The 22,832-nt window shown below is 46.6% G+C and carries 21 protein-coding genes; 8 read left to right on the top strand and 13 right to left on the bottom strand.

Annotated features, from left to right (window positions below; all coding sequences use genetic code 11):
• Positions 1-6: 6 nt before the first annotated feature.
• Positions 7-1,089, bottom strand: coding sequence for an efflux RND transporter periplasmic adaptor subunit (locus F0L74_RS15560; RefSeq protein WP_149838834.1), 1,083 nt, complete (start codon positions 1,087-1,089; stop codon positions 7-9).
• A gap of 159 nt (positions 1,090-1,248) precedes the next feature.
• A complete protein-coding gene (locus tag F0L74_RS15555) occupies positions 1,249-1,542 on the bottom strand; it encodes a hypothetical protein (protein ID WP_149838833.1) in 294 nt (97 codons plus the stop codon).
• A gap of 416 nt (positions 1,543-1,958) precedes the next feature.
• Between F0L74_RS15555 and F0L74_RS15550 the strand changes: the two genes are divergently transcribed.
• Positions 1,959-4,241, top strand: a complete 2,283-nt coding sequence (locus F0L74_RS15550) for a right-handed parallel beta-helix repeat-containing protein (RefSeq protein ID WP_149838832.1) — start codon at positions 1,959-1,961, stop codon at positions 4,239-4,241.
• Positions 4,242-4,370: 129 nt separating this feature from the next.
• Positions 4,371-4,805: a carboxymuconolactone decarboxylase family protein gene (locus tag F0L74_RS15545; protein WP_149838831.1), complete on the top strand. Its 435-nt coding sequence runs from the start codon at positions 4,371-4,373 to the stop codon at positions 4,803-4,805.
• A gap of 72 nt (positions 4,806-4,877) precedes the next feature.
• Here F0L74_RS15545 and F0L74_RS15540 read toward each other — a convergent pair whose 3' ends face one another.
• The 3 genes from F0L74_RS15540 to F0L74_RS15530 all read right to left on the bottom strand — a co-directional run bounded on the left by F0L74_RS15540 (position 4,878) and on the right by F0L74_RS15530 (position 6,759).
• Entirely contained in the window at positions 4,878-5,453 is a 576-nt protein-coding gene (locus F0L74_RS15540) for a hypothetical protein (protein WP_149838830.1), read from the bottom strand.
• A 118-nt stretch (positions 5,454-5,571) separates the two neighbouring features.
• On the bottom strand, positions 5,572-6,024 hold the full coding sequence (locus F0L74_RS15535) for a DoxX family protein (RefSeq protein ID WP_149838829.1): 453 nt from the start codon (positions 6,022-6,024) through the stop codon (positions 5,572-5,574).
• Positions 6,025-6,120: 96 nt separating this feature from the next.
• Positions 6,121-6,759, bottom strand: a complete 639-nt coding sequence (locus F0L74_RS15530; RefSeq protein WP_149838828.1) for an FMN-dependent NADH-azoreductase — start codon at positions 6,757-6,759, stop codon at positions 6,121-6,123.
• 68 nt (positions 6,760-6,827) lie between these two features.
• On the opposite strand from F0L74_RS15530, the gene pdxR reads away from it, so the two are divergent.
• Together pdxR and F0L74_RS15520 are read left to right on the top strand one after the other, a co-directional pair.
• Positions 6,828-8,300, top strand: coding sequence for a MocR-like pyridoxine biosynthesis transcription factor PdxR (pdxR, locus tag F0L74_RS15525; RefSeq protein WP_149838827.1), 1,473 nt, complete (start codon positions 6,828-6,830; stop codon positions 8,298-8,300).
• 82 nt (positions 8,301-8,382) lie between these two features.
• Positions 8,383-8,823, top strand: a complete 441-nt coding sequence (locus tag F0L74_RS15520) for a GNAT family N-acetyltransferase (RefSeq protein WP_149838826.1) — start codon at positions 8,383-8,385, stop codon at positions 8,821-8,823.
• Between the two features lie 69 nt (positions 8,824-8,892).
• On the opposite strand, the gene F0L74_RS15515 is transcribed toward F0L74_RS15520, so the two are convergent.
• The 3 genes from F0L74_RS15515 to F0L74_RS15505 form a co-directional block, all read right to left on the bottom strand.
• A complete protein-coding gene (locus tag F0L74_RS15515; protein ID WP_149838825.1) occupies positions 8,893-9,303 on the bottom strand; it encodes a hypothetical protein in 411 nt (136 codons plus the stop codon).
• 103 nt (positions 9,304-9,406) lie between these two features.
• Entirely contained in the window at positions 9,407-10,819 is a 1,413-nt protein-coding gene (locus F0L74_RS15510; RefSeq protein WP_149838824.1) for a S41 family peptidase, read from the bottom strand.
• Between the two features lie 59 nt (positions 10,820-10,878).
• Complete coding sequence (locus F0L74_RS15505; RefSeq protein ID WP_149838823.1) at positions 10,879-11,847, bottom strand: GlxA family transcriptional regulator; 969 nt, start codon at positions 11,845-11,847, stop codon at positions 10,879-10,881.
• Between the two features lie 126 nt (positions 11,848-11,973).
• Here F0L74_RS15505 and F0L74_RS15500 point away from each other — a divergent pair, with 126 nt between their 5' ends.
• Genes F0L74_RS15500 through F0L74_RS15490 form a run of 3 tightly spaced genes read left to right on the top strand, consistent with a single transcriptional unit; the run spans position 11,974 to position 14,151 of the window.
• Positions 11,974-12,300 (top strand): VOC family protein, encoded by a 327-nt coding sequence (locus tag F0L74_RS15500; RefSeq protein ID WP_149838822.1) that lies wholly within the window; start codon positions 11,974-11,976, stop codon positions 12,298-12,300.
• 51 nt (positions 12,301-12,351) lie between these two features.
• Positions 12,352-13,545: a winged helix-turn-helix domain-containing protein gene (locus F0L74_RS15495; protein ID WP_149838821.1), complete on the top strand. Its 1,194-nt coding sequence runs from the start codon at positions 12,352-12,354 to the stop codon at positions 13,543-13,545.
• A gap of 42 nt (positions 13,546-13,587) precedes the next feature.
• Complete coding sequence (locus F0L74_RS15490) at positions 13,588-14,151, top strand: DUF4256 domain-containing protein (protein ID WP_149838820.1); 564 nt, start codon at positions 13,588-13,590, stop codon at positions 14,149-14,151.
• Between the two features lie 26 nt (positions 14,152-14,177).
• Here the strand turns inward: F0L74_RS15490 and F0L74_RS15485 are convergent, their stop codons facing one another.
• Entirely contained in the window at positions 14,178-15,161 is a 984-nt protein-coding gene (locus tag F0L74_RS15485) for a hypothetical protein (RefSeq protein ID WP_213086996.1), read from the bottom strand.
• Between the two features lie 253 nt (positions 15,162-15,414).
• Here F0L74_RS15485 and F0L74_RS15480 point away from each other — a divergent pair, with 253 nt between their 5' ends.
• On the top strand, positions 15,415-17,028 hold the full coding sequence (locus F0L74_RS15480) for a leucine-rich repeat domain-containing protein (RefSeq protein WP_149838819.1): 1,614 nt from the start codon (positions 15,415-15,417) through the stop codon (positions 17,026-17,028).
• Here F0L74_RS15480 and F0L74_RS15475 read toward each other — a convergent pair.
• The 4 genes from F0L74_RS15475 to F0L74_RS15465 form a co-directional block, all read right to left on the bottom strand.
• Positions 17,014-18,411 carry a sulfatase-like hydrolase/transferase gene (locus F0L74_RS15475; RefSeq protein WP_149838818.1) on the bottom strand — a complete coding sequence of 466 codons (1,398 nt, stop codon included), beginning with the start codon at positions 18,409-18,411 and terminating at the stop codon, positions 17,014-17,016. The two genes, F0L74_RS15480 and F0L74_RS15475, sit on opposite strands and share 15 nt — an antisense overlap.
• Positions 18,412-18,629: 218 nt before the next feature.
• Complete coding sequence (locus F0L74_RS34120; RefSeq protein WP_188316030.1) at positions 18,630-18,818, bottom strand: class I lanthipeptide; 189 nt, start codon at positions 18,816-18,818, stop codon at positions 18,630-18,632.
• Between the two features lie 224 nt (positions 18,819-19,042).
• Positions 19,043-21,082 carry a phosphodiester glycosidase family protein gene (locus F0L74_RS15470; RefSeq protein ID WP_213086995.1) on the bottom strand — a complete coding sequence of 680 codons (2,040 nt, stop codon included), beginning with the start codon at positions 21,080-21,082 and terminating at the stop codon, positions 19,043-19,045.
• Positions 21,083-21,087: 5 nt separating this feature from the next.
• Positions 21,088-22,824 (bottom strand): RagB/SusD family nutrient uptake outer membrane protein, encoded by a 1,737-nt coding sequence (locus F0L74_RS15465; RefSeq protein WP_149838817.1) that lies wholly within the window; start codon positions 22,822-22,824, stop codon positions 21,088-21,090.
• Positions 22,825-22,832: the final 8 nt, after the last annotated feature.

The raw sequence follows: 22,832 nt of genomic DNA, 5'->3' as shown, positions 1-22,832 counted from the left end.
CTTACATTATTCCGACGGTAACATTAAACGGGCGATCAAAGGCTTTGGCTCTTCGTACTTAAACGAGATCTTATCATTATTCTTCACCTTCCGCAGGCCTTCCAGCAGGATCTTCTCACCGCCGTTCAATCCGTCCTGCACTACATACAGGTCTGGCATTTCTGCCCCGATGGTAATATTCCTTAACTGCACCACATTATCCTTATTCACCACAAAAACGTATTTCTTATCAAGTATCTCCATGGTTGCTTTCTGAGGGATGATCAGCGCGTCTTTAATAGGTTCTTTCAGCAGTATGGTGCCGGTTTCGCCGTGTCTTAAAAGCCCTTCCTGGTTGGGAAAGTTTGCCCTGAAGGCGATATTGCCGGTCTCATTATTGAACTCACCTTCGATGGTCTCTACCAGGCCGGGGTGTTTAAATAGTTGTTTGTTGGCCATCAAGAGGTTCACTTCCATCTTTTCCTTTGGCTTTACGGTGGCCTCGTAATTCAGGTATTCCGGCTCTGACACGTTGAAGTAAACCCACATATGGCTGTTATCTGAGAGGCTGGTAAGCAGGTCGCCCTCTTCTACCAGGCTTCCCTGTTTGAGATGCAGGTGGTCAATGATACCGTCAAAAGGCGCCCTGATCTCTGTAAACGCCAGGTGTACCTGGGCCAGCGCCTGTTCTGCCTTTGCTTTCTTTAAGCGCACGTTTGCGAGGGCCAGCTCATTTTTAGATACTACGTTTTTATCAGCCAGCGCCTGGGTATTCTGTACTTCGATCTCTGCGGCCTGTGTTTCCGCTTCTGCTTTCAGCAGCTCTGCCTCATAAATTTTAGGCATGATCTTAAATAACAACTGTCCTGCTTTTACGAACTGGCCTTCATCTACCAGCACCTGCTGCAGGTAGCCTTTTTCCTGGGCCCGCAGTTCGATGTTACGGATAGAACGTATCTGACATACGTATTCTTTGGTAAGGGTGGTGTCCATTTTCAAGGGGCTGGTAACTACCAGTTTGGCAGTTTCTTCCTTGGTTTCTTCCTTCGGTTTACAGCTTGTATAGCACAGCAAGGCGCACAAGCCCATGGGCATGAGAATTCGCTTCATAATATATATGTGTTCTTAATTCAGATTTCTTTATGATCCGATCAGATAGGTGCAAAACGCACCCGGCCCCTATAGCGGAAGGCTATGCGGGCAGCGTAATAAATAATGATTGAGAAGGGATCAGGCAAGGTTTGATTGCCTGCTGTGGCGGGTTAACGATCAAATCCTGATCACGCGGTGTACGATAAACTTATCGGAGGAGTAATAAGAGAAGTGCTCGCAGGAAGGTAAATGGGTCTCAACATGGCTATAGCTGCTGCCAATTTCCTGCGCGAAGTAAAAGCCGATGCAATAACTGCCGCATTCCAGGTATCTCCTGAAGGGCGCTGTTTCATCGTCTTCCTCTACTTCTGTAGCCTTGGGCTTGTTGCTTAGTTTTCCGGCATTTGAGGGGACGGTTTTGCCGATCCGGGTTTTCCTCCGCTCATGTGCGCAAGCATAATTGCTATGCATATGCGCCGCAATTTCAAACACCGTTCTTGCGGCATGGCAATCGTGTGTCTGCAAAGCGGCTGCCTCGCATCCTGCCCTGAAAACGAAAAATGTTAGAATAAAATTAAATAACCACCTCATTGTCCGATTTCAAAATAACATGAAGTTTATTAAATAGGTATAGTTGCAGTGAACTGCAATTGATAGTAAGATTTCGCAAAATTAATGGGAAACAGAAGAAGATGCAAGATATTTTTTTTGAACGGAGGCAGTGTGTGGAGTTCCATATTTAATATGACATTAATCATGATCCCGGAATTAATTTCCCGGCATAAGTTGATTTTACCCGGCTGTTAATCCTCTTGTTAAGGGTCTGTTAATCCCCCCACTTTTATATTTAGGTTTTATGCAATCATCTAACACCTAAATCTTCCGTTATGAAAAAACCCTTTATTAAAAGCATCCCTAAGTACTGTACACTGTATGTTATCCCGTTCCTCCTTATTGGACCGGCCGTATTAGCCCAGGGGCCCGGCGCAAGTACGCCATTTAAATCCATAGAGGCGGAATCTGGCTCGCTTAGCGGGGGCGCATCCGTACGCACCATGGCCTCCCTTCCTTCCCAGCCCACACCCGAGCTGGAGGCATCAGGCAGATCGTTTGCAGCACTGGAAGCTACCAACGCAGCTGTTTCCTGGACCAACAACACGGGTATTAATGCCAATACCATTGTAGTACGGGCCTCTATTCCTGATGCGCCCCAGGGAGGAGGCATCACCGCCACGCTGGACCTGTATGTGGACGGCGTATTCCGGCAGGCCATCACGTTCACCTCTAAATACAGCTGGCAATACGGCGTAGCCCAGGATTGGGCAGACAATGATCCATCCCATGGCATACCGCACCGCTACTGGGATGAATCGCGCGCCTGGATACAAGGCGCCCCTATTGCGCCCGGCAGCACCATCATGTTTAAAAAGAGCGCAAGCAATACCGCTGCTTTTTATTACCTGGATATGTTTGACCTGGAAAATGTAGGAGCGGCCAAAACACAGCCAGCCAATTCTTTATCCATCACCTCCTTTGGGGCCATCTCCGGGGATGATATAGATGATTCTGACGAGATAATTGCCTGTATCAATGCCTGCCAGCAGCAAAAAAAGGAGATGTGGATCCCTGCCGGTACGTTCCATACCAGCAAGATCATTAATGCATCCGGTATAACGATCAGCGGGGCTGGCATGTGGTACTCCAACCTCTATCGCATTATTGGCGCGCGGCATAAATGGTCCCTTACAAATTGTACGTTGCGGGATATTTATGTTTTTGGAAATGAAACAGCCAGGGATCTGGCGCATGGCCATGACTACGGGTTTACGATCCAGGGCGCCAATGGCTGGCTGGTAGAGCGCGTGTGGCTGCATAATGTAGGCGCCGGCTTCTGGTGCAGCGGCACTGATGGCACTATCAAGGATAGCCGCTGCTCGAATGACTGGGCAGATGGCATCAACCTTAACAATGGCTCATCTGTTCAAACGGATAATGCCGGCTTGCGGCTAACCGCGCAGAATAACTATGTGCGCGGGTCTGCTGATGATGGCATTGCCATTAACGCGCAGAACGGCGGCGGTACGGCGGCCAATATGGTGGATACCAAAGTGCTCAACAACTCTTCTGTTGCTACTATTTATGCCAATGGCATACGTGTAGCCGGCGGCCGGAACTCGCTGATACAGTATAATTATGTATCGGACAATGCGGATCTGTCAGGTATTGTACTTGGAACATTTGGTACGGCGGGCAATCCTTGTGAATCCGTACAGGTGAAAAATAACACGCTGGTACGTTGTGGCGGATTCCGCAGCACTATACAAGGAGCTATATTTATCAACAACGGCACCACAGGCACCGTGCAGCAGAACCTGATAGTGGACGCCTCCAACAAGGCGGTCGCTATCGCCAAGTTCAATGTTAATGTGGTAGCCAATGTGGTGGTACATCCGCGGCTGACAGCCTTTTATATTAATCCGGGAGCCGTTGGCACTGCCAGCATCAACTATAATACGGCGGTTGATCTTAATGCCGGACAATTGCCCTTTAAAAACGATGCTACCACTACGTTCACGCCTCCTACCCTGGTTGGCAACAGCTGGCAACAAACTAATACAGATGTGACATTCTATCAGAATCCGATCTATGAGGGCGTAGCCAGCCAGATCATCCCCGTGGGCAATTATACCGCCGCGCAACTGGCTACGCTGGGCGTACCTAATGACTGGGCATCTTCCGTGCGGGTACCGGATGGCAGACAGCTGATCATGTATTCCGGAGATAATTTTACCGGCACTTCCTGGACGATCGATTACGATACGCCATCGTTTAAAGACCTAGCCCCGAATGCCAATGATCAAATGTCTTCCTGCAAAATTATGGCGGTGACGCCGGCCGCAATGTTTTCCAGGCAAACTGCCCCAGCGCTTAAGCAGGAGAAAGTCACGCAAGCAGCCCATTTTAACATATATCCCAACCCTGTAGGCGCTCTCTTACATGTGAATGGCGTGGCGCAGGCCAGTCATGCACGTATAACAGACCTGCAAGGAAAACAGCTCGTTAGCTGCTCTACCAATGGAACAATAGATGTGAGTATGCTGCAGCCGGGGATCTATTTTTTGAGTATCGATCATAATACCCCGGTCAAGTTTATTAAAAGCAGCAACTGATGGGTTATTGGGATAACAGGTAAGATCACTGGGCCACCCTTTATTTTAAATGTGGTCTGTAATGCGCCCACACCAATCCGCTAATTTTGTGGCATAGGAGTTTTGCCTATTATCTAAATAATTCAAGCAATGACGAAAAGAATTAAACTTGACGAAGTAGCCCCGGATGGATACAAAGCCGTTCTTGGCCTGGAGAAATTCATTGAAAGCACCTCACTGACAAGGAAACATAAAGACCTGATCAAGATCAGGGCATCTCAAATAAACGGTTGTGCTTTCTGTATTGATATGCATACAAGAGAGGCGCGTAAAGCGGGTGAAACGGAGCAGCGGATCTATGCGCTTAATGCATGGCGTGATACTGCTTTCTTCTCTGAAGAAGAACGGGCGATACTGGCCCTGACGGAGGAAGTAACGTTAATTAGCGAACATGTATCAGATGAGACTTATCAGCAGGCAGCCAAGGTGCTTGAGGAAAGTTATCTGGCACAAGTGATCCTGGCGGCCATTACGATCAATGTGTGGAACCGGATTGGCATCACTACTGCAATGATGCCAGCGTAGTTTTTTTTGATTGATTGATTAAAATAGCAGTAAGGCCCTCCAATTCTTTGGAAGGCCTTACTTATTATACGGTTATTTTAATTTCGCGATATCCAAGCTAATACCAATCATCAATCTTGATTGATCTGCTTCAAAGTCGTAAGCAGGCATACCCCAAATAGTTGTCTGCAATTTGGGAATAGTATATCTGAAGTTAGGTCCTATACCGTGGAGCCTCCAGGCAGTAGCGCCGAAAGTAAAGTGCGGCGTACATTTATGAAACAGGTTGGCCTTATATAAATAATTGTCTTTCCCACTGCCTAACTCGAATAAAGCCGCCAGTGTTGTTTTTCCCCTTCCCGTCCATGTACTGACGCTGTACCGCGGACTATGTGTTCCATGTTCAATACCGATACTGCCACCAATACTAAATGATGTTGAGGGAAAATATGAAGCACCTACAAGCGCCTCACTCCATTCTTGTTCAACGAGGCCAAAGAAGGTCAGCGCGATCTTATTGGTAATTTTCTTTGAGGTAAAATAATTGATGTTGGGCTCCACTACACCGTGGCCATTATACCTGCTATATGTTTCCAATTGGGCACGTGCGGCAAATGGCAGCGCGAGCAGCAAAAGAGCCAGGATCTTTTTAGTGTAATAATTGGTCATGACATTGAATTATTAGCGTTGAAACATGCCGCTCCCCCTCCTATTACCGGAAGACGAACTGTCGTCCGGTAATAGCATCTTGTTGCTACGTTGTTAAAACAAAAAGGGAAGGCGGTATTTATGCGGCGGTACGTGTCAGGAACTCGTCCGTGCTCCATTTATAGGATGGCATTTTCGCGAGTATGAGGCTACCAAAACAGGTGGTAAATACGGCGAAGTTGAGCGGCGCTTTTATTCCAAGGAATATGGTCATTGCCAAAGCGAAAATGGATGTAAGTATACAGCTGCTAATAGCTGCTATTCTTGTTTTGAACCCGGTAATGAGCAGGAGCCCAATGATGGTTTCCGTTATGGTTGCAAGGGCTCCCATTACGTTCACCGCCGGTCTTTCCAGGAATGGCATTAACAGTCCTGTATAGTCAATGAACTTATCCCAGTTCCCCCATTCAATATTGGGGCTTTGCGGACCCATTGGCCCCAGGATGCCCAACCTGTCAGATACGGTTGACAGAAAGCCTATCCCTAATGACATGCGCAAGAGCAGCTGCGGGATCTTAAATGAATTTGTCATAAACACTATTTTTATTGTTGATTATTGATACTGCAAAATTAGGTAGTTACTGGGCTGTATTTATGATCCAGATATGAGAATTATACCAGCCCAGATCTATTCTAATTCCTTCTCAATAAAGGCTTTCAGTTGTTGGCGAGCAGCACTGGTTGACTGTTCCAGTACGCGGGGGCCAAGGGAAACGCCGTTGATTGCGATCACATGAATATTGTTGATGCCCATGATGTTAAAGACTGTTTTCAGATAGGTGTTTTGGAAGTTCAGCTGCTCGCTGGGCTCTCCGGGCTCATATCCTTTTGAGCCTCTTGACAGCAAGAGTAATAGGGTCTTGTTCTCCAGCAACCCGATATATGATTGCGGATCGTTAGGGTTAAGCCGCCAGGTTTCATTCACCCTGAAAATATGGTCGATATAGGCTTTCAGGGTACTAGGAATGGACCAGTTGTACATAGGCGCGGCCAACACAATAAGATCCGCGGCCCGCAGCTCTGCTATAAAAACATCGCTTGTCCTTAATACGGCTATTTCTTCTTCAGACCTTATTGCCTGCGGCTTAGCAGCCGCTGTGATCCAGGCTTCATTGATATGCGGCACAGGCGCATTTCCCAGCTCGCGCAGACTGATAACCGGATTGCTGTGGATACTTTTCCAGTGATCAATAAACACAGCAGCCAGCTGCCTGCTTTGTGAATTAAGCAACCTTGCGCTTGAATTAATGACCAGTACTTTTTTCATGGTGATACCTTTCGGGCAAAAGTATACCGGGCTTGGACTATATTTGTATACCAATTCCAATAAAAGCTATGGCCCAGATGTTACCCTACAAAACATTGATCCAGGTTGATCGTAATGCGCATACAGCGCTGCATATCCAGGTATGCAACAGCTTTATTACATTGATCACGAATGGTACTTTGCAGCCATCCGATATATTGCCAAGCTCGCGTATATTGGCAACCCTGATTGGCATTAACAGGAACACGGTAAAGCTGGCATATGAAGAACTGATCAACCAGGGTTGGGCAGAATCCAGCGAGCGGAAAGGGGTGTTTGTGCTCTCCCGGTTGCCGATACTTTCCAAAACATCGGTACCTTCATCCGGCAAGAAAAATAGCCGCCAGGAGGCGTTTATATGGACCAATAACTTTAAAGATGCTGTGCCAGGCGATGACCTGCAACATACCCGGCTGGCTATTGACGACGGCTTTCCGGACGTGCGCCTGGCCCCGGTGGATCCGTTAATGCGTGAGTACCGCAGCCTTTCCCGGAAGTTTTATGGGAAAAACTTTTTGAAATATGGGAGCGCCAAAGGCTCCGAACATCTACGCCGCTCCCTTGCCAACTATCTTTCCCATACCAGAGGCCTCCATTGTTCGCCGGAGAACATACTTATTACCAAAGGCAGTCAGATGGGCATTTACCTGGCTGCACAATTGCTGCTGCAGGCATCTGATAATATTGCTGTGGGCGTTTCGAATTATGTTTTTGCGGACGATACATTCAAACATGCCGGCGGGCGTCTTTTGCGGATCCCGGTTGATCAGCAAGGGATGGATGTAGATCAGCTGGAGAAGGTACTGCGGAACAAAACAATCAGGGCGGTATACACGATACCGCACCATCATTTCCCAACAACGGTGACCATGGCCATGGAGCGGCGGGCTAAACTGCTGAAGCTTGCCAAAGAGCATCGGTTTGCGATCATTGAGGACGATTATGATTTTGACTTTCACTATGACAATAAACCCTATCTGCCACTGGCCAGCATTGACCACCATCATAATGTAATTTATATTGGCTCTATTTCCAAAACCTTTGCCCCTGCATTGCGCATTGGCTTTATGGTGGGGTCTCCGGCGTTTATTGATGCAGCGGCCGCCTTACGGCAACTGATAGATAAACAGGGAGACACCTTGCTGGAAGAGGCATTTGCCGTGATGTTTGATAATGGAGAAATGGACCGGCATTTCCGGAAGTCGCTGAAAATATACCGGCAACGGAGAAATGCGTTCTGTGAGTTACTCAAAGCCGATCTAAGTGATAAGATAAGCTTTAATACACCGGAGGGAGGACTGGGGGTATGGGCCCAGTTTGATAAAAAAACCAACTTGGTAAAGATGTCTGAAGCCGCCTTAAAGAAAGGGCTTTATATAGGTAACGGAAGCTTTTACAAGAATGAATCCTTTGATACCAATGCCTTGCGAATGGGCTTTGCATCCCTTAATGAAAATGAAATGACGGAAGCCCTTGGTATCCTGAAGCAGGTGTTGCATTAACTATGCTGGGCCAGCTTTTATTTTGTAATTGGTATATATGGCGTACCAGGCCTTGCTCTAGTTTTGCGGTAAATAAATATTTATGCAAGACACATACCAGGTTACAAACATCTGCACTACATTAGAAATTGAACAATGTTGGGAGGTAGCTTCATTATTACGGCCGCATCTGGATAAGAATAAATGGCCTGCTATGGTTGCTGAGATGATGAAAAATGAAAAATACAGCATCGCTGCCATTATGGATAATGAAAGATTTGTTGCATTTGCAGGCTATCGTATTATGACATCGCTGCATAGTGGTTATATTATTTATATTGATGATCTCTGCACGCTGGAAGCATACAGGGGCAAGGGCATGGCGTCCCAGCTGCTGGACTATGTAAGAAATATTGCCAGCGATAATGATATGGATGCGGTGGTGCTGGATACGGATTTTACTAATAATACAGCACAGAAGGTGTATTTGAAGAGTGGGTATAAATTGGCGGCGTTACATTTGACTTGTCATTTGAAGGGGTAGTGAAGTTTATATTAATAAAAGGGCTGCCTGCTGATAACAGCAGGCAGCCTTTTAGCTTATTTCCATTAATTATTCCTTTCTTTTGGGACTCAATGTCAATATTACGGGCCTGGCCAGGTTATTTTTTGTAATTGGGCCGTCACCGTTACTTACACTTACTTTTAACATTTCCGCATTCTTCTCTACCAGGTCTATCTTATATCTCCGTTCCTGGTAGTCTATAGAGGAACGCGATTGCCTAAATGGCCCGAAATTATTGACAAACAAGGGCAAATTCCGGTTCTCCACCTTATAGTAAGCTAATAAGGTAGTGTCCTGCATGACATAGATCGTAGACCGCAGCGCGGTGTACTCAAGCGCCAGCGAAGAATCCACCAGATCCTCAGATCCCTTCCACATAAAACAGAGTTTCTTCACATCTTCGCTTAATCCGTCTATATGACGTATATTATATACTGTGTCTTTATCGGGGAAAGGCATTCTGTTGCTATTTTGACTGCCTGACAAGCATAAGATCAGTGCCAGTGTGAATAAGTTCATATAGATTGCGTTATTTGCAAAGTGATGACCATCGTTTATTTTCTTACTTCTTTTCCCTGAAATATTTCAACGCAGCCTCCAGCACCACATCTTTATTTTGCAGGTAATCATTGACCTTAGGTACCACCGTTATATCTGGCTGAATACCATATCCAACAAATTCGCGCCCATCCGGATAAGCGTCCTTTTTAATACAGATCCGGGCGGCGCCGCCGCCGGGCATATCAAAGCTATAGGGCATTCCCGTGCTGCCATTGGTAAGTTCGCCTATTTTAACAATGTGTTTTTGATTGTCTGCCGCAATTACAAAGTCCTCGGCCGCCGATTCTGTGTAAATGCCGGTTAATATAACAACAGGGGCAGCTATCCTTTTGATATCTTTCCCGATCTCTGATTGCACTACGCCCGGCTCATCGTAAACGGCATAGCCATGAAAGAGCCGCCATGCTTCTCTTTTATCGGGGTGCCCGGCGGTGTCTGCCACCTCCACAAATTTTCCGGCCGCCTGCCGGTAGGGATTAAATGTCCTCACGGTAAAGGACGATCCTACCAGTATGGTATCTTTTATGAAATGCTGTAAGATCCTGAAGGCTACGCCATCGTCTCCACCGCCATTATAACGGAGATCAATTATAATACCTTTTGCTCTTTCCAGTTCCGGAAGCAGGTTCTCAAAAAGCGTGTCAATTTTAGGGTTTCCAAAAGAATTTAAGGCTATATAGGCGATTCCATTGTCAAAAGACCTATGCTCCAGCAGCTCCCTTTTTTGCTCATCCAGGTATGCGCCGGCTTCAGGGGTGAAAATGCTATCCTTAACCCTGGCATGGGTCAATGAATAGGTAGCCTGTTCTCCATTGGGTTTCTTTATTTTGATAGTAAAAGTTGATCCGGGAAAACCTCTTAATAACATACCGGCGGCAATATCGTCCCTGACATAGTCGGTTGAACTTGATATATAAGGAGCAATGCTATCCCTGATATACTGCTCAGTAGGCAAGCCATTCACCGCTATGATCTGGCTGCCCAGCGGGTACTTATTCAGATCCTTTTTCCATGTTCTTTTGATGATCACTTTATTATCTACCCGCTTTAATACAAGGAGGTGATCTCCAAACGTATTGTACATATAGTTAACGCCTTCGATGGGTGGCATGGTGATCTCCGTATGGCCATCTTTTAATAAGGCACAGAATTTCTGGAGCAACCGGTAGTATTCATAGTCGTTCTTAGTAGCTTCTACTTGTGGGATCAATGCTTTATAGGCGCTGTCCCAGGCAGGGCGTCCCAGCTTATCCAGGTAAACAAAATTATAGTTGACTTCCTGCCAAAATTTTGACAGCCCAAATACTTTATCGGCCGGAGACAGGGTATTGGCAATTTGCGCATGGCTTTTGTTGCCTGTAAAAGAAAGTAGAAATATGATAATGAACCGGGTTAATAAATTCCTTCTTTCCATTATGGGATTTTAGCGTTTTCTAACGGAATTCTTAAGGTAATATAGTTTGGTGAGAATATCTATTGTAACATATATTTTTTCCTGTATTCCAGAGGTGAAAGGTCTGTTATCTTTCGAAATGTCTTTCTAAAGGCGTCAATGTCATTATACCCTGCCTCATAAATGATCTCATTAATTGTTTTCTTACCTGCTTCTAAATGCTTCTTGGCATACTCCACTTTTACTCTTTGTATGTATTCCAATATCGAGTTGTCCGTACATTTTTTAAACCGCCTTTCAAATGTCCTTCTTCCCACACTAAATTTGTCGCAAACAGCATCAACAGTAAATGTTTCGGTGGGGTTATTCTCTATATATTCCTGTGCCTGCAGCACTATCTCATCGCCGTGCTTTTTCTGCCCGATGAAGATCATAAATGGATTTTGGCTTTTCCGTTCTATGTCAATCTCAAACATTTTCGAGGCAAGGATGGAGATATCCCGGCCCAAATGTTTTTCAATGACATACAATAGCAGGTTTAAATATGAAAAGCCACCGCCGCAGGTATAAATTCCATTCTCGTCCGTTATAATGGTATCATCAATAATTTTTATGCCGGGGAACATTTCCTTGAACTCATTTTTGGCAGCCCAGTGAACTGCGCATTTTTTGTTATCCAGCAGCCCTGTTGAGGCCAGGTAGAATGAGCCCACGCAAAGGCAGACTATTTCAGCGTTGTTACGGTGTTGACCGGTTATCCAGTTATTATATGCTTTGTTTTCGTGGATAGCTTTCTTAAAATCGCCGCACAATAGGGGTAGAACGACTATGTCTGTTTTCTTTACCTGTTCAATTGTCTTGTCTACGTTGATAGTATACAGCCCGTTTGAAAGCATTGTGTTTTTAGCCAGCCCCACAATTTCCACATCGTAAAATGGTGGTTTGTGCTGGTATTTCATGAAGTCATTTACACGGCTGAATAGCTGGCGGCAACTATCGATGCTTGACATAGTGGCATCGTAAAGCGGTATGATAGATATATGCTTCATTGCAGGATTTTATATGTCCAAAATAGAGAATAGCCTTGTCGCAATCAACGGGTAAGATTGTCGTTTTCACCCTGTATACGGCTTCCATCATGCCGTTAGCTTTGTATCAACATAAAATTAATAAAAATGAGAACAGTTGAAATTATTATGCTTCCTACCAGGGACAGGCAAAAGGCAAAGGAATTTTATCTGAAACTGGGTTTCCAGGTAATTGTTGAAGCGCCTGGCGCACACGGTGAAACGTGGATACAGATGGGGTTGCCAGGCGGCAACACTACGATCTCGCTGGCAAGCTTTCAGGGTATTATCTGTGAAACGGATAATATTGAAAATGAAATTAAGGAGCTGCATGCAAAGGGGATTGAAGTGGGCAAGATAGATAATACGCCCTGGGGCCGTTTTGCGTGGCTAAAAGATCTGGATGGGAACAGCTTGTGTCTTCACCAAAAATGATCTGTAAGGCTGTTGGGTATTCCTGAATATTCGTTATTTTGCTTTATAGGTATGAAACAGGTTACCCTCACTAAATCGCAAGCCAGAAAGATCATCCTTCATGCAGCAGGGTTATCTAAGCGGGGTCAGTTTGGCAAAGGCCCGGAGGCGGTGTACAAACTTATTGACCACCTTGGTTTTATCCAGATCGATACCAATTACGTTATCGAGCGCGCCCATCATCATACCATCGCATCGCGTGTACCAGATTATAAACTGGAATGGCTCGAAGAATTGCAGGCTGATGGAAGGATCTTTGAATACTTCACATCCGACGCGGGATATATTCCCATGCATAATTTCCGCTATTCGTTGCCGGTGAAACAAGGCTTCTCATCCAGCAGAAAACCAATACCACAGCCGGAGATCAATCTCATGAATAAGGTGCTGGACAGGATCACCCGGGAAGGGCCGCTGATGGTAAAGGATTTTGATAATGACCGGCAGACGCCAAGCGCAGGCTGGTGGGATTGGCGGCCATCTAAAGTGGCCCTGGAACGGTTGTACCTGGATGGGAAACTGATGGTGACCCGCACCAGGGAGTTCCTGAAAGTATATGATGTGCCCATGAATTTAATTCCGGATGATATAGACACCAGCCTGCCTACACCAGAGGAATTTGCGCGACATGTTATCCGGCGTGAGTTAACCGCGCTCGGGATCGCCTACCCCAAAGAGATAGCGTGGAGGGCCCGTTACGCGAAGAATAACCTGGTAAAAAAAGAGCTGGAAAAGCTCGCAGCAGCCGGCGAGATCTGCAAGGTTGTGATAGACGGTCTTAAGGCCAGCCCACTGTATATGTTACCCGGGTATAACAATAAAAAGATACAATTAAGTGATGAGGCATTTATTCTTTCGCCTTTTGATGTGCTTAATGTATTCCGGCATCGTTTAAGGGATTTTTTTGATTTTGACTACCAGATAGAATGTTTTGTTCCCGAGGCCAAACGGAAGTATGGATATTTCTCTTTGCCTGTACTGGTTGGCGATACTTTTGTGGCCAGAATGGATTCAAAGGCAGACCGGAAACAAAGGGAACTGGTGATACATAACCTTCATTTTGAACCTGTGCAACTGGAAAAACCGGAGCTAGCTAAAATCACGGATGCGATCAATAGATTTGCCAAATTTAACCAGTGCCAGACGGTTGTTATTAAAAAATCAAATAATAAAGGGTATCTCAAAGCCATCAAGGAAGGTATCTGATAAGAACATAACCAATCTGTACTCATCTAAAATGCGAACAACATGCCTACCCAAAAGAAGCTGTCACTGGCAGAACGCACCACATTATTCACCACATTGAAGACCCGGTTTGAAAAGAATATGGCCCGCCATAAGGGGCTTGAATGGGCTACCATACAGGCAAGGCTGGAGGCTGCCCCAGAAAAACTGTGGCCGCTCCAGGAAATGGAAAGAACGGGAGGTGAACCGGATGTAGTTGGTCATGATAAAAAGACGGGGGAATATATTTTTTATGATTGTTCCGCGGAAACCCCTAAGGAACGCAGGAATGTTTGTTTCGACCGCGAAGCGCTGGACGCCAGGAAAGAACACAAGCCCGCAAATAGCGCTATTGATATGGCGGCTGCCATGAGCATTGAACTTTTAACGGAGCAGCAATACCGGGAGCTGCAACAGCTTGGGAAGTTCGATGAGAAAACATCGAGCTGGGTGCAAACACCCGCTACTATCAGGGAGCTGGGGGGCGCCCTTTTTTGTGATCGCCGTTATAATACCGTTTTTTTGTATCACAATGGCGCCTCTTCTTATTATGCCGCCAGAGGGTTCCGTGGCTCGTTAAGGGTGTAAGTATCCTCCAGTTCCCGGTTATGATTTTAATTGGTCTTCACTACCTCAAAATCACTCGCCTTTACTTTACCCAGCTGTTGCAACTCATCATTATTCCAACGGTTATCCGGCGCGCCACTGACATACATATTGGAACCAACATCTGCCAGTATCAACCCATATTTCTTCATAGCGGTGAGGATAACCTGGATCCGTGCAGGATAGGCACTGATGTTAAAGCCGGCTTTGAGCCTTATCCTGCCGCCCATAGGCAGGGAATTGGCGCCCCCGGTGCTATTTACCTTATGACGGGCCGGGAGGATATATGCAGGCTTAATATTAGGTTTGCTAAGGGTAAAGCGGATCGCGTGGTCAATAGTCCCTTTCAGCACTTCCTCATACCTTACCAGGCCTGTGAGGATAGGAAGACCTGCCGCGTCAGCAGAAGTCCAGCCTTCCTGCCTCAGCTGGTTTGATTTTAGATTGAAAACCGCTCCGCTGGAAGCCTCCCAATGATTTCCGTTTACGCTTGCGTTATAAAGCTCATAGAGCATCCCGTTCTCTTTATCTACGGCTATTACGTGGCTATCGCCTTCTCCGTTCCCTTCAATAGGGGTGTTTAAAGGTATAGGGTAAGGGCCGGGATCACTTTCATCTCCATAATTATCATCATAATCATTGCCGCGGAATGTTACAGGGATCTTTGGCTGACTGCCACAGACAACCGTAAATGGGATGCCTATTGGGGCGCCTTCCCATAAGCCGCTACCGAAATCAGCTTTTAAACCGGTACCAGCGTAGGCGGATAATATGGCGGTGCTGTTAGGATCTACGGGCAGGGCGGATATATCCTTGTTCAGCGGATTGTCTGCGGGAAAGAGCATTATGCTTTCAATATCTGCCAGGGAAGCGGCACAAGCGGTATTGTTGTCGTTATTATTGTTATCATCCTTTGGTGAATCGTTGGTTCCTTTTTTGGAACAGGCACTGCATACTAAAAAGAAGGCGGATAGGTAAATGAGGCGTTTCATAAAGCAGGTTTTAGCTTACGGATAGCATTTCAATGTTTTTGATCACTAACCGTAGTATGAAGATATACAAATTAACAAATATTATTATGTCAAGGCCAATTTCCAGAATATGCTGAACACTGGAGGCGCTGTTGTTGTCTGCATTGAGAGTTGTACCTTTAATACCTGATGGCCCAACCGCATCAAACCCCAGAATGCCAGCGCTGATCTCGGAGCTTCGACTTCATGTACTCATCCCCCAAAAATCCATTTTATGCGCATGCTTTCCAAAGTAATATCCGCCGTTATCCTGTGTTATGTGCATTTATCTACTATCGTAGCACAACCTGTTAACAAGCAGGATTCCCTGATCCTGGTGGCCATTTATCATGCCACAGACGGCCGCCTATGGCGGCAGAACACCAACTGGCTATCCGGCCCCGTGCCCACCTGGCATGGTGTTGAGCTAACAAATGGAAGGGTTACCACCCTTGCGCTCACCAATAATAATTTAAGCGGCCAGGTACCTCCTGTTCTTGGTAAGCTGGATGCATTGATACGCCTGTATCTATCCAATAACCGGCTCACTGGCAAAATCCCTTTTGAGCTGAGCCGTCTTTCCAATCTGGAAGCGCTGGACCTGTCCGGCAACCAGCTTACCGGCCATATTCCTTCTGCTCTTGCCAGGCTATCAAATTTGCGGGAGCTCTACCTGCCTCGTAACCAGTTAACCGGGCGTATTCCCTCCGCGCTAGGCAACATGAAAAACCTGGAAACGATATTCCTTTCCTTTAACCCTATTTATGGCCGTATTCCTGCCAGGCTACGCCGGTTGTCCACCCTTGGGCGCCTGATCATTACAGATACCCGGATAAGTGGCAGAATCCCCGCCTTTATTGGATATTATCCCAAGCTGAACACCTTATCCCTGAGCAATAACCGCCTGAGAGGGCGGATCCCATCTTCCTTGTCAAGGTTGATCCATGTAAGCGCTATCGAGCTGCAGCATAATGCGCTGACCGGGAAGATCCCTTCCCATCTTGACCAGATGGATAATTTATTTGACCTGGATCTGAGCTTTAATAAATTGAGTGGTCATATTCCTTCTAACCTGGGCCATGCACCTAACCTGCAACGGCTGTTCCTTAGCTACAACCGTTTAACAGGGCGGATCCCGCCATCATTAGGCGCCGCTGCAAATCTTTATGAAATACGTGTAGATAATAATCAATTGAGCGGCCCCCTGCCCGCCTCCCTGGCAGATCCGTTTATTAAAGACCTATGGCTGAACGGCAACCGGCTCAACTTTGCGGGTATGGAAAAAATAGCAGATTCCGTACAGCGCTATATCTTTTATCCGCAAGCCAATGTGCCTATAAAAAAGCGCGGCAACATGCTTTCTGTTGATGTGGGCGGTACTCCGGCCAATAATTCCTATACATGGTATCGAAACATGGAGGTAGTGGCCACCACCAACGAACCGTTTTATAACGCAATTATATCCGGCTCCTATTTTGTATGGGCAACCAATGCCAGGATCAACGGACTGCTGGTAAGCGATCCCGTTTATGTAACTGTTCCCGCTGATACTATACCGGGCCTGAAGCCCATACCTACTTTGCCCAAAGAGCAGCCCTTCTTTATACTATCTCCTAACCCTGCTGTGAAGGATATTTACATCCGGCTGCTGCTGGATAAGCACAGCCCCTGGCTGGATATCACCATTACAGATATGAACCGGCGGGTGGTATTACACAAAAGGCAGGCGGCCATGAAAGGCCAGTCATTCATGATGGTGGATATACAGGGACTTGATAACGGTATGTATGTGTTAACGGTAAGGAGTGGCGAGCAACTCGGAAGCAAGCAATTTTTAATCCTGCACTAGTTTAGGAAGTGCATCCCACCACTTGCTTAATTTATCTTTCAGCTCCCTGACGATCTTTGGATACTCATTTACAAGATCATTTGATTCATTGGGGTCTTTATTGATGTTATACAACTGGGCATTACTGCCACCATGATCCATCAATAATTTCCACTGGCCGGACCGTATAGCAAGATTAGGGCTTTTATCACGTCCCTTGGGATAGGCGAAGGCAATGTTGTTCCTGCCATACTCCCAATACATATCCATGTTCCTGGCGGATGGTTTGCCCAGCAACACCTGGCTGCGGTCCTGACCGTCCCCATGATATTCCGGTGGCAGCTTGCCGCCTGCTATCTTAACTAAAGAAGGCAACAGATCCAGCGCGCTTAATGCGGAAGTCTCATCAGTTGTACCGGGTTTGATATGACCGGGCCAGCTGATAATAAAAGGCATCCGGGTACCTCCCTCAAATAAAGACAGCTTGGAGCCCCTTAGGCCGCCGGCCCTGCTGCCCCTGAAACCCGGCAGCGGCCCGTTATCGCTTGTAAAGATCACAATCGTGTTCTTGTCAAGCCCCATAGCTTTTAATCCGTCCAGTAAGCGGCCTATCTGTACATCGTATTCTTTTAAGACCAATTTGAAAGCGGCTTCCTCTTCGGGATTCATGGGGAACTTGCCGGTATATTCTGTTTCTGTTCTGGGTACCCAGGGGGTATGTACATCATCCGGCCATAGGTTAATGAAGCAGGGCTGCCCTTTATGTTTCTGCAAAAACGCCAGCGTTTTGTCTACAAAGTATTTGGTACGGTCCCAACGTTTTATACTGTCTTTGTTTGACCAGATCCAGTTTGTGGCAGTGATCAATGGATCCGGATCAGGGCTTTCATAGGTGCTTACGTGCTCATCAAACCCATATTTTTCAAATCCGGGGGCATTGGTGACGTCGCGGCCGCCACCCATATGCCATTTTCCAAAATGGCCGGTGGCGTATCCGGCGTTCTTAAAAAACTTAGCTATTGTGGGGGCAGCAGGATCCAGGAAATCTGCCTGCTGCGCATTGCGGTTATGTTTGCGGTTGTCTAAATAGGTACTGAAGTTCCATCTTCCGGGATAGTTACCGGTTATAAAACCGGCCCTTGATGGCGAACATATAGGCGCCGCACTGTAAAAGTGGGTAAACTTGCGGCCATTGGCAGCTAAGCGGTCAATATTAGGCGTTGGGACGAAATTACCGCCAAAGCAGCCGATATCTGCATAGCCCATATCATCGGTAAGTATGTAGATTATGTTGGGTCTCGTGTCAGGTTGGGACTGAGCTGTGGCATGTCCCGCTCCAAATGCAATTGCTGTAAGTACTAATGCTAACAGGATTCCTGGTTTGTTTTTCTGTGGATCTATCATGTTTATCACGGGACGGTTATAAAACGGATATATATTGTATATCACAAGGTTACGTATCCCAAGATACAAAGCAGGGATCATAAATCCTACAGGAAAAAGCCTGCAACGGAACCAGGTACCACATTCTATATATCAGGCCCGCGTATGTACGATCAATTAATTTGCCGGATGAAATAAAAGGCCATCTCCGGAGAAAAGAGATGGCCCTTTTTATGGTATTAAACACAACAAGCATGCACAGTGTCTGATATACAATTGGTCTCGCAGCTTCCATGGGTGCATTCTAAAAGCGTTTGACTCATGGCCACTGCGCCATTGATACCATTTAATTTTCTAGCGCTTAAGTCGGAGATAATGATCTTGTTTAACAGCAACTTCCTTTTTTGATTTGAGGTTTTCTTTTTCATAACGATAGATAGTATTCAAATAAACCTCCCCTGTCTTTAGCCTTCGCAATGCCATGGGGCGGTTGTTCAGCATTAAACAGGAAGTTATTGATTGTATACTGTCAAACAATGCCGAAATAGTTGTATTTGACAGGAAACTGCAATGCAGTGATAGGTGTTATAAAAGAATCCGGTATTTAGTAAGACTAAATACCGGACCCTCACATTATAGCCTGCCGGCTTGTTTAATAATATGTATCATAGTCGCCCCTCAGAAAGAGCCATTGTAAAACAGGCATGCCTTCTTTATTGGTGGTAGCAGCCCAGGGATTATTAGGCCCTAATTTCCAATTCAGGATAAAACTATAATTATTGATATCCTTTAGAAAATCTGCTGATTTGGTTTCTCCGTCATAGGCTGTTTCCTTCACGGTCACTTCTCCTGTTACATAACTGCTGGCAGGAACAGGCGTTCCGTTTTTGAGCACCACTACTTTATCAGCAGCCCAGCAGTTCTCACCTTGTGCAATAATACCATTTACCAATCCCATTGCGGACGAAATGCGCCCTGCCGTTCCTGCGCCTACATTGCTTACCGATTCATTAAAGGCAACCAGGTTTTTAAATTTACTGTCTGACCAACCAATGACCCCGCCGGCGCCTTTTCCGGATGTGGTATTTGATATGATCTTACCGCTGGCGAAACAATTTTCGATCTTGCCGCCATCGTAATTGATGCCAACGATCCCCCCTGCCCTGGCACTGCTTGCGCCGGTATTGGTGGCTGTCACGGTAGCGGTAGAAAAACAGTTGGTGATACTGCTGATGCTCGTGCCATTAGGTTTCCCCACATTACCCACCAATCCGCCTACGGCATCCGTTCCGGACACTTTACCGGTGGAGAAACAATTTTCCAGTATGCCGGTCTTCACCGCTTTATCAGGAGCCTTCAGCCCCAGGTAACCGGCAAAGGCGCCGCCGCCACTGGAAGATTCGATGTTCACATTCACCAGGCCCAGGTTCTTGCAGGAACCAAACAGTACTCCAAAGAGACTTCCGTAGGCTGATTTTGCAACTGTCAGGTTCTTGATGATGTGACCATCCCCATCAAAGTGTAAATATCTGGCGTAAGGATCCACATTATTAAGCGGGCCCCAGTTCTGACCGGTCATATCGATATCAGCGGTCATTTTAAAATAATACCGGTTTGTCTCTGTCTGGCTCCAGTTGAGCGTTTTCATATTTTGCAGGTGCTGCGCGGATGCTATGAGGTATGGATTGTTCTGGGTACCATCCCCACCTGCAAATTGCTGGCCGCCGCCTTTTTTCTTCACTAAGATGAACGTGCGGAGTAAGCGTTGGCCGTAGTGGTCATGCGTACCGTTATCGGAAGGATAGTTAACAATACCATTTGTTCCCTGTCCTTTTATAAACATGGTAGTGGAGCCCCCTCCATCTAAATTCAGGGCGCTTTGCGGCGCAAAATAGGTTGACATGAACAGGGTCATTTCCTTAGCCGTCATGCCGGCAGATTCCGGGAAACGGCCATCAATGGTAATCATCAACAATTTTTTATCTGCTGTTAATGCTACCACCGTCCGCGGGTTCCGTAAGCCCTGGTGACGCCTGTAATCTTCAGCGTCCAGGCCATTAAGGTTAATCCCCGTAACATCGCCCACGAAGTTCTCTCCCACTGTTTTATAATTGTCTATCAACATGGGCGCTCCTGAAAACAGGTTAGCGTAAGGCGATTGCAGATAGCTCGCTTTGGTGCCATATTCAATTTTTGCATCCTGTCCTCCATTATAAAAAATAGCCCCTTCATGTTTCCAGAACCGTAAATTTCCCGAGTCCAAAGTAACCGGGGAAACAATATTACTGTTGGTTTTAATAAAGCTGGCTTCTATTTCGTAGGTACCATTAATACCGATCACCGCATCGTAATTCTTTGCTACTGATGAAAGGGTATCCCGGGCGGTCAGGGAAACAAACTGGAGCTCATAGTCCGGGTTGGTTAAATCCAGCTCTACCACATTCACCAGCTGATTGGCCGTTTGCGTCTGGAGATAATTTGCGAACTGATAATGGATCAGGCCTTTTTCCAGGGTATCAATCGTCCATCCGTTCTTATCCTTTAACGTTTCGGGATTTAGCGGGGGATGCGGTTGCTGCACCGGCGGCAGCAGGTTATCAAATTTCGAGTTATCCAGGCCTGCTTTGCGGCAACCTGCACCCGATAACAGTATAAGAAATAGTATATAGTGCAACATTTTATACTTGTTCATGATGATTACCAATTAGGATTTTGTTTTAAAACGCCGTTTGACAAATTGATCTCTTCTGAAGGGATGGGGTACAGGTAGTCCCTGTCTTCCCGGAACGTTCTTTTGATATTGTCATGGGCTATAATGTTGCCTTTGGTCCCTTCTGTGAGGATAATGTCTTTTCCTACTTCCAGGAACAGGCTGGCAGCCGAACCGGGTTTAGTGCCCTGATACAAACAAAGATCGATGGCGCCATTATTGTCCAGGTCATAGTTGCCCAGGCCCTTGAAATACATTCCCAGGAAAGGTTTCTCAAAACGTTTTCCGGCCATCCACCGCATGATATCGTAATAGCGGTGTCCTTCCATTACCAGTTCAATGCCCCGCTCCCTTCTGATCTCCAGGATAACGCCTTTATTGGCGCCGGAGACGTTGGGATATCCTGTTTCCACACTGCTTAAGTAGGGGTCAGGGGTGGCATTGGCAACGGCCATATCCAGTTTAGGCATGCTTACCCGGGCACGTAACAAGTTCAATGATTTATCGAGGTCTGCCTGTGTTAATGTGCCCAGCTCAGCTTTTGCTTCGGCAAAATTCAGGTAGGTTTCCGCGATCCGGAAAAGCGGAATATCTGCCAGGCTTTTCCCGTTGGCATCATAGCTTTGCTCCATTGAGTACTTGATCAGGTGATATCCTGTCATGGTGTAAGACACGTTAGGCGCTACGGTCACTGTACTATTGAGGCGCGTATAACCGGGCGTACGGATGGTTTGCGCCAGCCGGGGATCACGGTTCTGCATTTCTTCCACAAACTCTTTCTGGTCATAACCCGGCAGGTCAGTGAACCGGCCCCCTGAGGTAGTGAGATAGGTGTTTACAAAAGACTTGGCGAGGCTGGGGCGGCCCAGGGTACTTGAGTTTTCATAAAACTGGAGGTTATGGAACAACCCAAGCGCCTCATCATAATCCCTGGCGAGGATGACTTCCTGGCCTATGGCCTTGGTATTGGCAAACAGATCCCGGTAGGGCGCCGTTCCTCCCTGGTACAGGGAATAGCCACCTTCGTTGATCAGCTGTTCTGAAGCCTGGACACAACTTGTCAGGTATTTCTCCGCGTTGGTCAGGCCATGGTATTTCCGGAAGGTGCCTTCAAATAACCCCACCCGTGACTTCAACGCCAGGGCCGTCCATTTGTTTACGCGGTACACCTCTTTTGTTTCCGGCAAATGTGCAAAAGCAAAATCCAGGTCCTGTATGATCGAATCGGCGATCAGGTCCCTTGAATCCCTGGGCTTATAAAGCTCCGGATCATCAGATCCCAGCACTTTATTGAACCAGGGCACCTCGCCAAAACGCCTGAGCTTTTCGAAATAGAAATAAGCCCTGAAAAACCTAGCCAGTGCATTGTATTGGTTCCGGATAGTGAGATCCGGGGTATGGTCAGAATTAGCCAGCAAATAGTTGATCCTCCGGAGGGGCTCCCAGGTCCATCCTTCTCCGGTGGATGGTACGGTCCGTTGCCCGGATACCGCGGCATTCAGCGGGGTAATGATGATCATATCCGCATTTTCGCTATAGATAGCCGGACCATCAGGTAATATGTCCAGGTAAAATTTATTGCTGTACAACTTTAACTCCTCTTCATTGGAGAAATAAGTATCGGGCGCCAGAGCGGCCAGCGGTTCTTTATCCAGATCGCATGCTGCCAGCAGGCATAAACAACCTGCAAGACATAACATTATTGCGCGTATATTATGTTTCATTGTGTCAA

It is taken from the genome of Chitinophaga agrisoli (assembly GCF_008386695.1).
GTDB lineage: Bacteria > Bacteroidota > Bacteroidia > Chitinophagales > Chitinophagaceae > Chitinophaga > Chitinophaga agrisoli.
This window is presented reverse-complemented; position numbering and strand designations above follow the sequence as displayed.

Bases quoted from the DNA above. Each gene is read 5' to 3' on its own strand.
- F0L74_RS15510 (WP_149838824.1), bottom strand. From the start codon at position 10,819: ATGGAAAGAAGGAATTTATTAACCCGGTTCATTATCATATTTCTACTT.
- F0L74_RS15545 (WP_149838831.1), top strand. From the start codon at position 4,371: ATGACGAAAAGAATTAAACTTGACGAAGTAGCCCCGGATGGATACAAA.
- F0L74_RS15470 (WP_213086995.1), bottom strand. From the start codon at position 21,082: ATGAACAAGTATAAAATGTTGCACTATATACTATTTCTTATACTGTTA.
- F0L74_RS15485 (WP_213086996.1), bottom strand. From the start codon at position 15,161: ATGAAACGCCTCATTTACCTATCCGCCTTCTTTTTAGTATGCAGTGCC.
- F0L74_RS15475 (WP_149838818.1), bottom strand. From the start codon at position 18,411: ATGATAGATCCACAGAAAAACAAACCAGGAATCCTGTTAGCATTAGTA.
- F0L74_RS15560 (WP_149838834.1), bottom strand. From the start codon at position 1,089: ATGAAGCGAATTCTCATGCCCATGGGCTTGTGCGCCTTGCTGTGCTAT.
- F0L74_RS15500 (WP_149838822.1), top strand. From the start codon at position 11,974: ATGAGAACAGTTGAAATTATTATGCTTCCTACCAGGGACAGGCAAAAG.
- F0L74_RS15520 (WP_149838826.1), top strand. From the start codon at position 8,383: ATGCAAGACACATACCAGGTTACAAACATCTGCACTACATTAGAAATT.
- F0L74_RS15505 (WP_149838823.1), bottom strand. From the start codon at position 11,847: ATGAAGCATATATCTATCATACCGCTTTACGATGCCACTATGTCAAGC.
- F0L74_RS15480 (WP_149838819.1), top strand. From the start codon at position 15,415: ATGCGCATGCTTTCCAAAGTAATATCCGCCGTTATCCTGTGTTATGTG.
- F0L74_RS15550 (WP_149838832.1), top strand. From the start codon at position 1,959: ATGAAAAAACCCTTTATTAAAAGCATCCCTAAGTACTGTACACTGTAT.
- F0L74_RS15530 (WP_149838828.1), bottom strand. From the start codon at position 6,759: ATGAAAAAAGTACTGGTCATTAATTCAAGCGCAAGGTTGCTTAATTCA.
- F0L74_RS34120 (WP_188316030.1), bottom strand. From the start codon at position 18,818: ATGAAAAAGAAAACCTCAAATCAAAAAAGGAAGTTGCTGTTAAACAAG.
- F0L74_RS15535 (WP_149838829.1), bottom strand. From the start codon at position 6,024: ATGACAAATTCATTTAAGATCCCGCAGCTGCTCTTGCGCATGTCATTA.
- F0L74_RS15555 (WP_149838833.1), bottom strand. From the start codon at position 1,542: ATGCATAGCAATTATGCTTGCGCACATGAGCGGAGGAAAACCCGGATC.
- F0L74_RS15465 (WP_149838817.1), bottom strand. From the start codon at position 22,824: ATGAAACATAATATACGCGCAATAATGTTATGTCTTGCAGGTTGTTTA.
- F0L74_RS15495 (WP_149838821.1), top strand. From the start codon at position 12,352: ATGAAACAGGTTACCCTCACTAAATCGCAAGCCAGAAAGATCATCCTT.
- F0L74_RS15490 (WP_149838820.1), top strand. From the start codon at position 13,588: ATGCCTACCCAAAAGAAGCTGTCACTGGCAGAACGCACCACATTATTC.
- F0L74_RS15515 (WP_149838825.1), bottom strand. From the start codon at position 9,303: ATGCCTTTCCCCGATAAAGACACAGTATATAATATACGTCATATAGAC.
- F0L74_RS15540 (WP_149838830.1), bottom strand. From the start codon at position 5,453: ATGACCAATTATTACACTAAAAAGATCCTGGCTCTTTTGCTGCTCGCG.
- pdxR (WP_149838827.1), top strand. From the start codon at position 6,828: ATGGCCCAGATGTTACCCTACAAAACATTGATCCAGGTTGATCGTAAT.